Raw genomic sequence first — 11,701 nt, 5'->3', positions numbered from 1 at the left:
GGCGGCTCGTGCAGGTGACGATCAGATCGCCGACACCGGCGAGTCCCGCGAACGTCAGTACATTGGCGCCCATGGCGGAGCCCAATCGCCCGATCTCGGCAAGCCCCCGGGTCAGCAAAGCCGCCTTTGCATTATCGCCGAAGCCAAGACCGTCCGACAAGCCGGCGCCGAGCGCGATAATATTTTTGATCGCTCCCGCCACCTCAACACCGATCACGTCGGGATTGGTGTAGACCCGAAAATAAGCGTTAATGAAAAAATCCTGCGCCTCCTCCGCAGCCTCCTGGGAGACCGACGCCACCACAACGGTCGTAGGGCATTTGCGGACAACCTCTTCGGCGTGGCTAGGACCGGACAGGACGACGATCCGCTCTTCATGGCCCGAAAGTTCTTCGTTCAGCACCGTGCTCATCCGCTTCTTCGAATCCGTCTCGAAACCTTTGGCGGCGTGCACGCAAAGCACATCTGCCTTCAGGTGCGGCGCTGCGGCGCGCGCAACGTCACGCATCGCGGACGAGGGCGCGGCGAACAGCACCAAATCCGCCCCCTCCACCGCTTCCCTGATATCGGTCGTTGCCGTCAACCCTGCCGGCAGCGTTATGTCCGGTAGAAATCGTTCGTTCGTGCGCCGCCCGGTAATTTCGGCAGCCTGCGCCGCGTTGCGCGTCCACATGCGCACCTCATGGCCGTTATCGGCCAGTACGGCGGCGAGCGCCGTTCCCCAGCTTCCGGCAACCAGCACGGCGGTCCGTTTATTCGCCATGGGGCACCCCCTTCTTGCCGCCAAGCTTGTTTTCTTTCCCCTGCGCCAGCTTGACGATGTTCGTCCGGTGGCGCACGAAAGCATACAAGCCGACGAGCAGGCTCGTCCAGAGCAGCTCTTCCCGCAGGCCGAACAAAGCGACGAACACTGGCATCAGCGCGGCGAAAACGAGAGAGCCGAGCGATACGTACCTCGTCAGAGCGATGACGGCGATCGCCGCGATTCCGGCGAACAGCGCCGGCAAGAAGGCCAATGTCGCCATGACGCCGATCGTCGTGGCGATCCCTTTGCCGCCCTTGAAGCGGAACCAGATTGGCCAATTATGGCCGGTAACGGCCGCCATTCCGCAGAGGACGGTCATCCACACGTTGCCGTTTCCCAGCCATTGGCCGATCCAGACCGCTGCGACTCCCTTCGCCACATCCAGCAGGAAAACGCCCGCCGCCGGCCCCTTGCCCAGCACCCGCAGCGTATTTGTCGCGCCCGCGTTCCCGCTCCCATGCTGCCGGATATCGATGCCTTTCACCCATTTGGCGATCAGGATGCTGAATGACACCGAACCAAGCAAATAACTGCTGACAACCGCGAAGATTTGTTCCAACAAATGCCTCTCCCCTAATCCGCCTCAGACTTTCGGCGTGTCACGATCCGCACCGGCGTCCCTTCGAAATCGAACGCCGCCCTGATTTTATTCTCCAAATACCGCTGATAGGAGAAATGCATCAGCTCCGGGTCGTTCACGAATATGACCATAGTCGGCGGCTTCACGGCCACCTGTGTGACGTAATTGATGCGCAAGCGTTTGCCTTTATCCGTAGGCGGAGGATTGATCGCCACCGCGTCGGCCACAACGTCGTTCAACAAATGCGTCTGAATGCGCAGCGCATGCTGCTCCGAGACATGGTCGACGACCGGAAGCAGCTTGTGCAGTCGGGACTTCGTCTTCGCGGATAAAAACACGACCGGGGCATAGGACATAAACAGAAAATGATCGCGAATATGCTGCTCGAAGTTCTGCATCGTTTTCTCGTCCTTCTCGACGGCGTCCCACTTGTTGACTACAAAGACCGAAGCTTTGCCCGCTTCATGCGCGTAGCCGGCGATGTGCTTGTCCTGCTCGATGATCCCTTCCTCGCCGTTGATGAGGATAAGCGCGACGTCCGCCCGTTCGATCGCCTTCAGCGACCGCATCACGCTATATTTCTCCGTCGTCTCGTACACCTTGCCGCGCTTGCGCATGCCAGCCGTATCGATCAGCACATATTTCTGGCCGTCCTTCTCGAAAGGCGTGTCAATCGCGTCCCTCGTCGTGCCGGCGACGTGGCTGACGATAACCCGGTCTTCGCCGAGTATCGCGTTCACAAGCGAGGACTTGCCCACGTTCGGGCGCCCAATCAGCGCGACGCGGATCACGTCATCCTCGTATTCGATGTCTTCGAGCTCGGGAAGCTTTCTAACAACCGCGTCCAGCAGGTCGCCTATCCCCGTTCCGTGCGCGCCCGAAATGGCGATAGGCTCGCCGAATCCAAGGCTGTAAAACTCATAAATTTCGTCCGTCCGCCTCAGGTTGTCCACCTTGTTCACCGCGACGACCACCGGCTTGCGGGAGCGGAACAGCATATGCGCAACTTCGTCGTCGGCATGTGTCAGCCCTGCCATGGCATCCACCATAAAGATAATGACGTCGGCTTCCTCGATCGCGAGCTCCGCCTGCATCCGCACGGATTTCATAATCTCGTCCTCGCCGTCGATCTCGATACCGCCTGTATCCACGATGCTGAACAACTTGCCGCTCCATTCGCCCGGAGCATATAAACGATCGCGTGTGATGCCCGGTTTGTCTTCCACAATGGCCAGCCGGTCGCCGATCACACGGTTAAAGATCGTGGACTTCCCTACATTCGGCCGCCCTACAATCGCGACTACGGGTCTTGCCATCCCTTCCAACTCCTTCTGAAATTCTCACGATAACCATCATAGCAAAAAACAACGGGCTTGGCTAACATTTCATTTTGCGGCGTGAGAGACCAAAATGAACGTTCCGTTCTTTAAATCATGCGTGCTGGCGTCCAAAATTTTTTCCAGCAAAAAAGCGGTTTTCTCCGCATGATCCGCGCTGTTTTCGACAAAAATAGGCGCTCCTCCGCCGACGCTCTCCCGGTTTATCGTCACGACCGCACATATTTTACCCATTCGCGCCCTTCTCCTTCCGGTTCACCTTCGCTTCGGTCGGCATCCGGACCGCCGATTCGAGGACCGGCACACGCTCGGTCACTGCGCGCGCTTTTCCCGGATCCTTATCTTGCGGCAGCAAAAAAATGCCCAGCCGGCCGTCCCGCATATCCAGCTTGGCGAGCGGCACGAGCGCAGGCTCGCCGTCATCGCGATAAACGCCGAGCAGCGTAGACAGATCGAACAATATCGCCTGCCGCTGGCCTAGATTGCCAAGCGTCGCTTTGCCGTTCGCGTTGAACGGCGACAGAATCAGGCCGAGCCCCCGCTCCGAGATCGTTTCCCGGTTGGAGGCCAACCCCACGTTCATCATATAAATATCGCCGACGTACAGATCCGGACCGTCCTGACGCACCGCTGCGGTTTCAACCTTGGCAATATGGGAAACCGATTTGCCCGATTTCAGCGCCCGGACCGCCCAAAGCGACAGCAGGCCCGCCGCGGCCCCCCAATACCATCCCAGCAGAATCGAGCCCAGACTGGCCAGGAACGCCGCCATGATGACGAGATAATTCCGGCCTTCGAACACCATGGCGATTCCCTCGATATAGGTGGCGCCCCGGGGAACTAGCTCCAGTTCATCGATTTTGGTTAACGTTTCCCGCTCCATCTTGCGGACGTCGCGAAATTGCTGGGCCGCAAGCGTCAGAAACGTGATGGCCGTATAGTCCTTGTTGAACAAGGCCGGAACGGCAATTGCGCCGAGCGCGGCGGCGATCACGCCGAGCGATATATGAATGATTCGGCCGTGCGGATAGGTCGGATATTGGCGGTAGTCGGTTTTGAGCATCATCAAACGTGCGGCGACTCCGAATATGACGCCGATCAGAATGCCCACCGTCAGCTTATGCGCTGCGAAATATGCTGTCAAGGCTCGCGTTCCTCCTTAAATCGGCTGGACTTGTACCTGTAAGCAAACGCACGCAAACGAAGAAGCGGAACAGGACCGGCGAGAAGAGAGGTAAGCAGAGAAGTAAGCAGGGACGCAAAGCGCGCCGTTAGCCAGGTTAAGGCCAGGGCATCGGCCCAGGCCCAGATTCCGGTTTCTTCGACGACGGGCAATAGGCCGGCCAAGGAAGAAAAGGCCGCAACCGCAAAATGTTCACGGAAGCCCCCGGCCGTTAAGGCGCATAACGCGCCGGCCAAAAGCGGCGGATCAAGCCGCGCATCCCACAGCACGAACACCGGATCGACCGCATACAGCCCGCGTGACCACAGCCATACGACGGAGCAGAGGACGGCAGAGAACCAGGCATAAGCTTGTCTGGAAGCCGGTCTAACGGCCGCCAATGCAGCCGTTGCCCAAGCACCCGTCCATAACATCGGATAATAGACCGCCGCGCCGCCGGATTTGGACACGGCCATCAATCCGATCAAGCCCGCCAAATACGCAACGGCACGGGCGGCCGGAAAATCGCCGATAAGCTGTCGCCTCCAACCCGTCAACAGAAGAATCGCCGCGCATACCCACACCAAACAAGCCAAATACCCGGCATTCACGCGCCATCCCTCCTCTTTGCCCTATTATGCGCCGGCAGGACGCAGAGTAAACCAAGTTGCCCCTATGCATGGGGATGAGGGGTGCGGGTATCAATAACGGGATTAACGGAATGGTTTCCCGTTCAGGCTTCTCCCGCCCCAACACAAGAAACCCACGTCTTGAAAAGACGCGGGTTTCTCGATGAACCGAGCCATGAAAGCCGAAAGGCGACCCAGGCTCGGTGATTTTCAAACGATCACTTGAATTTGCTCAGCTTGTCGCCGAACTTCTCGCCGAGCGTGAAGCTCATGCTTTCCTTGTTCAAGCTCACGTTCGGGTTGTTGATGTCTTCGCGAGGGGCGCGGGAACGCTCGCTGCGCTCCGGTCTAGGAGCTTGCTCCGGCGCTTCTTCGGTTTCCTTGATGCTGAGGCTGATGCGCTTCTCGTTCGGAATGAAATCCAGCACCTTCGCCTTGACTTCCTGGCCTTCCTTCAGCACCTCTTGCGGTGTAGCGATGTGGCGGTGCGCGATTTGCGAGATATGGACAAGTCCCTCTACGCCCGGCGCCACTTCAACGAACGCACCGAAGCTCACCAAACGGCGAACGGTACCGGTCACGATATCGCCCGTCTTGAATTTATCGGACGCCGTTTCCCAAGGACCGGGCTGCGCCGCTTTCATGCTCAGGCTGATCTTGCCGGCCGCTGGGTCGACCTTCAGCACCTTCACCTGCACCTTCTGACCTTCCGACACGATATCTTTCGGATGCGCCACATGCTCCCACGACAGCTCGGAAACGTGAACCAGACCGTCGATGCCGCCGATGTCGACGAACGCGCCGAACGGCGTAAGGCGCTGCACCGTGCCCTCGATCTCCTGGCCGACTTCCAGCGAAGACATGATCCGTTGCTTGTTGGCTTCGAATTCTTCTTCCAGCACTTCCTTGGCGGACAGGATCACCTTATTGTTCTCGCGATCCAATTCCTTCACTTTAACGCGAATCGTGCGGCCTTTGTAGTTGCTGAAATCCTCGACGAAATGACGCTCCACCATCGAGGCCGGAATGAATCCGCGTACGCCTACATCGGCAACCAAACCGCCTTTGACGACATCCGCTACCGTAACCTCAATAATTTCGCCCTTGTCGAAGTTTTCCTGCAGGCCTTCCCAGGCATTCTCGCCGTCAATCAAACGCTTGGACAGAACGAGCCTTTCTTTGTCGTCGTCGATGCTGACGACCTTCAGCTCGATTTCCTGGCCGACCTGAACGGCATCGGCTGCGTTATCGAGATGAACAGCGGAAAGCTCCCGAAGCGGAATGACGCCGTCATATTTATATCCAAGGCTTACGGTTACCTGGTTGTCCTCGATCTTCACGATCGTACCCTTGACCGTATCGCCTTTCTTGATCGACACCAAATTGTCCATCGTTTGTTCGGAGATGCTTTCCGCCGCTCCGGATTCGCTTGCGGCCTCACCGGCGGATTCCGTTGCTTGAACGGCTTCGTTTTCCTGCACTTTAGCTTCTTCTGACATTGAACTAACCTCCTCGATTCGTACGCCAACTTAATCAACTTTATTTAAACCTGACGAAGACGTATGAAACACCCCGCAGGATTTAAAATGAAAGAAAGGATGATACCGGTTGTTAGGCTTTTCCTGCCGCCAAATCGTAAATCCGCCGCATAATCAGCTCGGTTGCCCGCTCAAGCTGATCCGGCCCGTTCTCGTCCCGAAAACCGGATAAATCAATCGGCTTGCCATAACGGATGACCGTTCTTCGGAAGGGACGATAGCGCCCGACGATCGCAACGGGAATGACGGCAGCTCCGCTGCGCAGCGCCAGCATGGCCGCGCCTTTTTTGCCCGCGACGTCAACGCTCGACGTGTTCCGCGTTCCCTCGGGGAAAATGCCCATGACTTTCCCGTCTCTAAGCAGTTGAAGAGACAGCTTGATCGATTCCTTGCTGACGCCTCCCCGCTTGACCGGAAAAGCGCCAAGCTCGAGCAGAAAAGCGCCGAACGGCTTGAAACCGAACAGCTCGGCTTTGGCCATGTAATGAACCTTGCGTTTGACCTTGATGCCCACGGTCGGCGGGTCGAGCTGGCTGATATGGTTGGAGCAGAGCAACACGGGCCCCTCGGCCGGAATATTGTCCAGGCCTTCGGCTTTCAGCCTGAAGAGCAGCGTATAAATCACGTTCAGCAAAAACCGGCAGATGCGGTATAACATAATTTACTTCGCCTCCCCCAATTTGGTTCGGCCGAAGTTCGCAATTATGTCCACGACCTCGTCTATAGACAGGCGCGTACTGTCGAGCAGCACAGCGTCCTCAGCGCGGACAAGAGGTGAAATCTTGCGCTGTTCATCCATCCGGTCGCGTTCCGCTATCTCACGTTCCAATGTTTCGAGCGGAATTCCCTGTCTATCGCCGATTTCCTTGTAGCGCCGGAGCGCGCGCTGCTCGACGCTTGCGGTCAGAAAAACCTTCAGTTCGGCACTCGGCAACACATGAGAGCCGATGTCCCGGCCGTCCATAACTACGCCTTTGCCTGCGGCCAGATCCCTTTGCAGCTCGGCCAGCCGAAGCCTCACGGCCTCCGCCGCGGCGACAGCTGAAACCGATTGGGTGACTTCCCTCGAGCGAATTGCCTCCGTGACGTCCTCTCCGTTCAGGTAGACGTGCTGGACCGGATCGCCGGGCTCCAGCCCGATGTCCAGCTCTGCGACCAGCTTCTCGAGCCGAGCCTCGTCGCGGACGTCGATTCCATGCCTCAGAGCGGCCAAGGTGACGGTCCGGTACATGGCTCCCGTATCGATGTACAAATAGCCAAAACGGCGCGCAACATTGCGCGCAACCGTGCTTTTTCCCGCTCCGGCGGGTCCGTCGATCGCAATATTGATGCGTTTCGCGTGATCATGCTGTTCCGTCGTCGACAACGATTAATCCCTCCACGAATCGGTCGCGTCGCAGGTTGAAAAACCGCAGCCAGCGACCCTCAAGAAAAAAGCAGGCAACGCCTGCGAACGAAAAAATTATATCACAAGCTAAGGCCGGATGCAAAAACAGTCTCCAGAAATAGGGCGCCCTTCCAGCCGCTCCGTTACGGATAGAATGAGTCGAACGCCGTCGAAACGAAGCGCCGCCTGAGCCACTAAAAGGGCCGCTAGCAGCGCCGCAATGCATAGCCATATTTTCGCGCACAGGTAGTCTGCCTTGGCGATCCGGGCCTTGTCTGAGACGCTTTTATTCCCATTCACGCGTTTATTCGCCCCCTTGCCCTTCCCATGCCGGGTCGGTCTGCCGCTAGGATTGCCCAAGCCCGGGGATCTTATGCGTCATAGGGCGGAGGCGCGGAGGAACCATATTCACGCGTTAATTTTTTCTGAATTGCAGCTGCCGCTCGAAGCAGTACCGGATAATTTTCTGGCGTTCGCCGTCGGTGATCGCGTTAAACTTGGCCATGATCTGGTCGCGTCCCATAATGAGCGGCTTTACGCGCACGATCTCCATTCGGAAGCTGGCATGCTCGATGGAGCCATTCTTGTAGGGCAGCGCCAGCCAGCACTCTAGTATATCCTCCGGTTTGAGCTTCCACTTGCCCTCGGCAATAAACGAAATGCCGCCGCCGCCGACATCATCGGTTAACGCCAGAAAACGCACATGGTCGTTTAGCTTCACGGCGAGCTCCAGCTCGGCCGAGACGCGCAGAAAGCTTCGGCGCTGCATCTGGGTAATCGACTCCGGATCCGGCTTCTCCACGGCGATCAGCCGGATCGCCTCGTCCTTGAAACCGAGCACATGCGTGCTGAAAAAGTTTTTCACGCCGCCATCGGTAATAAAGAAAGCGGACAGCTCGTCGCCGAGATACAGTTTCTTGTAGCGACCCGTTCGCTCATTGATCGGGATCTCGATCATCATCCTGTCGTCATCCATATCCGCTATGCGGGATTTATAGTCAACTCCGGCTTCCTCTTCGTCCGACGAAGCCACTTGCAGAAACAAAGTCTGATTCACTTTCGGCAGCAATTCGGCTCCCCCTCCCGTATGCTCCGATTATAGCATGCGGGCCGGGATTTGAACCAGCTTGGAAAATGATTCTCCGGTCCCGTCCGGCAGAAGTCGATCTGTCAGGCGTGCTCTATTTTTTCCTCGATTCCGGTGTCCGCATTGACGAAAATCCGGTAATCGCCGCCATTGATGCGGCCCCTGAATTCGTAACACAGCACCTCTTCGCGAAGCTCGTTCTCGATCAGCGCCAGTCGCATCCCGGCCATCTTGAAGGACGGGTTAAGCAATTTGCGGGCCTCGGCTTCGGAAATGCCCGGCTTAGGCAGCTTGCGCGCATGCTGTTCATAGACAAAATCCGCGGCCTGCAGGCCGACGACTTGTCCGTTGTCCAGCGCGACCTTCACCGTCAGCTTCTCCGGATAAATGACGACCCCGTCTTGCACCGACGCGTACGTGATGTTAACCGAATTGTCCGCATCGTCGTAACTGATCGGCTCCTTATCGGCATAACCTCTGCCTTTCAGGAAGCGACGCGCCTCCTGCTCCGCCTCGCGCAGCGACACCTTCTGGACTTTCCCCGTAGAGCGCGGGTTCATAAACCAGATCAGCCGTCCGCCCTGCTTGGTAAATTCCATCTGGACATTACGGTCGTTTTCGGCCGCAACCACAACAGCGGAATACGATTCGTATTCGGTCCCTTTCCCGTTCTCGGTAACCTTGACGGCGTCCGGATCGCGAAGTCCGAGGAACCCGGCCGCTTTCTGCGCGATTTCTTGCGGCGTCGCCTTCTTGCCCGTCAGCATGCGGACGTTGCGTTTCTCGTAAAGGGCGGCCACCGACGGCCCCCAGTCGATTTCCGGGTACTCGGCCACTTTTTTGTCCATCGTCTTGAAGCCGTCGATAATCGTGTTGTCGCTAGGCGTCCTTTCGGACGCTAAAGCAAGCTCCACATCCATCCAGCGCAGGTTGTTCTGCAACACCTTCGCCTGCATTTTTCGCAGATCGGCCGAGATGTCCTTTGAATTGTTGTAGAGCGTCTTCAGCGTTGCGTATTCCTTGTCCGTCAACGGCTGCTTCGTCAAATCTCGGACCGACGTTCGATAGGAGAAATTGGCTATTTTAGACAAAAATTCCTCCGTTGTGCTGAACGGCAATAACGTCAGCGGCAACTGGTTGATCTCGTTCTGCGCTTCGCTCGTGATTCGCCAAACATTGACCAGGCCTTTCCGGTGATAAGCCTGTGACGTCGAGTTGACGGCCAGCGTGTTGCCGAGCTGCTCGTTAAGCTGGTCCATGTGGAAGCTCAGGTCATGGAAGGCTCGCTGGTATTGGTTCTCCGCCTTCAGCAATACGCTGTTCTTTTCCTGATGCTCCTGATATCCCCAGTAGACTGAGCCAAGCAGTACAAGCGACACGATCGGAAACAGCACCCCGCTTAATCTCGCATACATGGCAAAAGCTCCTTTCGTTCACAAACCTAGTGTTAGTGTGGTTTGCCGAAAGGAACTTTATGCATGAGTGCATCGTTAAGACGGCTGCTCTTCGATTTCGAAATCTTCGCGGTTGTCGCAAAGGCACATTCTGAAGCCCGTATCGATCTTGTCCTTGTCCTTGTCCTTCTTGCCGCGGAGGACAAATCGTTCGCCGCACCAATTGCAGCGTATTCTGACCTTTACTCTCGCTGGTTCCATTGCTTTTCCTCCCGGCGGTTGATTGCACGGCCTGGCCGTCATCTCCTAGCCAGTATATACGGAAACGTTACAATTTAACCTGATCCTCGCGCGTCACAAGGCGAAAAGGCGAACGGGCGTTGGCCCGTTTGATTTTCAGCGCCCCCCGGATCCATAAGTAAGCCATGAGCGGCACGATCAGCCACATCCAGTTCGTCTTGACGGTGATCATGATGTAATCGTAAAGACCATGCCAGAAAAGCGGCAGGATCAGGGACAGCACCAAATAATAACGCGAACGGTCCCCGGCAAATCTCGCCTTGCCGATGTAATAGCCCATAATGACGCCGAATAAGGCATGTCCCGACACCGGGAGCAGCGCGCGAACAAGCAGCGTTCCGAACGTGGCCGGCTGAAGAATCGCGTACAGAACATTCTCAAGCGTCGCGAAGCCGAGTGAAGCCGCTGCCGCGTAGACGATGCCGTCATAAGGCTCGTCGAATTCGGTATGATTGTAGATGATGTGATACACCAGAAACCACTTCATCATCTCCTCCACACCGGACGAGATAACGAAGCTGAACACAAAAGGGTCTTCTCCGAGCCACAGCGTCATCCCGCGCTGTATAACGGCAATCGGAAACACAATCAGCATGCCGAGCACAAAGAGACGGAGCACCATATGGATCGGTTCGGCGTCATAGCGGTCCTTCAAATATAAATACGTCAGCAGCGACACGCCCGGAGCGACGGCCGCGGTCAGTATGGAAAACAACAGCATGAACAACCGAACCTCCTCTCTTTCCGCAGCGGTCCTCTCACACCCAGCCGCGGTACCGAACCGCTTCTGCAGTTCTGCGCACGCCCGCCATATAAGCGGCAAGCCGCATATCGACCCTGCGCGTCCGATGCAGTTCATACACGTCCTGGAAACCGCGAACCATCATGGCATGAAGCTTCCCTTCCACTTCCCGCTCCGACCAGTAATAGCCCTGATTGTTCTGCACCCATTCGAAATAGGAGACAATAACGCCGCCGGCGCTGGCCAGCACGTCCGGGACGAGCAGCACGCCCCGGTCGTGAAGCATGTGGGTCGCTTCCAGCGTCGTCGGTCCGTTAGCGGCCTCGACGATGGTTCTCGCCTTGATGCGGCTGGCGTTGTCCGCCGTGATCTGATTCTCGATCGCCGCAGGCACCAGCACGTCGCAGTCCAGCTCAAGCAGCTCCCCGTTCGTCAGCGTGTTCTTGAACAGATTGGTAACCGCGCCGAACGAGTCACGTTTGTCCAGCAGATGCGGAATGTCGAGTCCTTCCGGATCGTACAATGCGCCGTGCACATCGGAAATCGCGACCACCTTCGCTCCCGCCTCGTGCATGAACTTGGCCAAAAAGCTGCCGGCGTTGCCGAAGCCCTGAACCGCGATCCGCGCCCCTTTCAACGGAATGCCAGACGCCGCCAGCGCTTCCTCGATCATGATCGTCACACCCCGTGCGGTGGCCGTCTCACGGCCGTGCGACCCGCCGAGCACGAGCGGCTTGCCC

14 protein-coding genes are annotated in these 11,701 nt (G+C 57.3%); all 14 read right to left on the bottom strand.

Annotated elements, in window-relative coordinates; translation table 11 throughout:
- On the bottom strand, positions 1 to 763 hold a 763-nt coding region (locus BG52_RS08110), incomplete at its 3' end, for an NAD(P)H-dependent glycerol-3-phosphate dehydrogenase (protein ID WP_036667084.1).
- Positions 753 to 1,367, bottom strand: coding sequence for a glycerol-3-phosphate 1-O-acyltransferase PlsY (plsY, locus tag BG52_RS08105; RefSeq protein ID WP_036667083.1), 615 nt, complete (start codon positions 1,365 to 1,367; stop codon positions 753 to 755). The genes BG52_RS08110 and plsY, both read right to left, overlap by 11 nt.
- 11 nt (positions 1,368 to 1,378) lie before the next feature.
- Complete coding sequence (gene der, locus BG52_RS08100; protein WP_036582640.1) at positions 1,379 to 2,701, bottom strand: ribosome biogenesis GTPase Der; 1,323 nt, start codon at positions 2,699 to 2,701, stop codon at positions 1,379 to 1,381.
- 69 nt (positions 2,702 to 2,770) lie between these two features.
- Positions 2,771 to 2,956, bottom strand: coding sequence for a capping complex subunit for YIEGIA (locus tag BG52_RS08095; protein ID WP_036582642.1), 186 nt, complete (start codon positions 2,954 to 2,956; stop codon positions 2,771 to 2,773).
- Positions 2,949 to 3,866: a YIEGIA family protein gene (locus BG52_RS08090; RefSeq protein ID WP_036582644.1), complete on the bottom strand. Its 918-nt coding sequence runs from the start codon at positions 3,864 to 3,866 to the stop codon at positions 2,949 to 2,951. Before BG52_RS08090 ends, BG52_RS08095 begins: the two co-directional genes overlap by 8 nt.
- Positions 3,863 to 4,495: a hypothetical protein gene (locus BG52_RS08085; protein WP_036582647.1), complete on the bottom strand. Its 633-nt coding sequence runs from the start codon at positions 4,493 to 4,495 to the stop codon at positions 3,863 to 3,865. The genes BG52_RS08090 and BG52_RS08085 overlap by 4 nt, the downstream gene beginning before the upstream one ends.
- 236 nt (positions 4,496 to 4,731) lie before the next feature.
- Positions 4,732 to 6,012 (bottom strand): 30S ribosomal protein S1, encoded by a 1,281-nt coding sequence (gene rpsA, locus BG52_RS08080; RefSeq protein WP_036582650.1) that lies wholly within the window; start codon positions 6,010 to 6,012, stop codon positions 4,732 to 4,734.
- A 112-nt stretch (positions 6,013 to 6,124) separates the two neighbouring features.
- Positions 6,125 to 6,709, bottom strand: coding sequence for a lysophospholipid acyltransferase family protein (locus BG52_RS08075; protein WP_036582653.1), 585 nt, complete (start codon positions 6,707 to 6,709; stop codon positions 6,125 to 6,127).
- Positions 6,710 to 6,712: 3 nt separating this feature from the next.
- Positions 6,713 to 7,417, bottom strand: a complete 705-nt coding sequence (gene cmk / locus BG52_RS08070; RefSeq protein ID WP_036582656.1) for a (d)CMP kinase — start codon at positions 7,415 to 7,417, stop codon at positions 6,713 to 6,715.
- A gap of 436 nt (positions 7,418 to 7,853) precedes the next feature.
- On the bottom strand, positions 7,854 to 8,507 hold the full coding sequence (locus BG52_RS08060) for a flagellar brake protein (RefSeq protein ID WP_036582659.1): 654 nt from the start codon (positions 8,505 to 8,507) through the stop codon (positions 7,854 to 7,856).
- A 101-nt stretch (positions 8,508 to 8,608) separates the two neighbouring features.
- The gene (ypeB, locus tag BG52_RS08055; RefSeq protein ID WP_036582661.1) at positions 8,609 to 9,940 is read right to left on the bottom strand and encodes a germination protein YpeB; all 1,332 of its coding nucleotides are present in this window, start codon (positions 9,938 to 9,940) and stop codon (positions 8,609 to 8,611) included.
- A gap of 75 nt (positions 9,941 to 10,015) precedes the next feature.
- Positions 10,016 to 10,180, bottom strand: coding sequence for a hypothetical protein (locus BG52_RS16050; RefSeq protein ID WP_190287500.1), 165 nt, complete (start codon positions 10,178 to 10,180; stop codon positions 10,016 to 10,018).
- A 67-nt stretch (positions 10,181 to 10,247) separates the two neighbouring features.
- Positions 10,248 to 10,940 carry a glutamic-type intramembrane protease PrsW gene (gene prsW, locus BG52_RS08050; protein ID WP_036582663.1) on the bottom strand — a complete coding sequence of 231 codons (693 nt, stop codon included), beginning with the start codon at positions 10,938 to 10,940 and terminating at the stop codon, positions 10,248 to 10,250.
- Positions 10,941 to 10,977: 37 nt separating this feature from the next.
- On the bottom strand, positions 10,978 to 11,701 hold a 724-nt coding region (locus BG52_RS08045), incomplete at its 5' end, for a Glu/Leu/Phe/Val family dehydrogenase (RefSeq protein WP_036667081.1).

Source organism: Paenibacillus darwinianus, assembly GCF_000598065.1.
GTDB lineage: Bacteria > Bacillota > Bacilli > Paenibacillales > Paenibacillaceae > Paenibacillus_I > Paenibacillus_I darwinianus.
The sequence above is the reverse complement of the archived record's forward strand: the minus strand, read 5'-3'. Positions and strand labels throughout refer to the sequence as shown.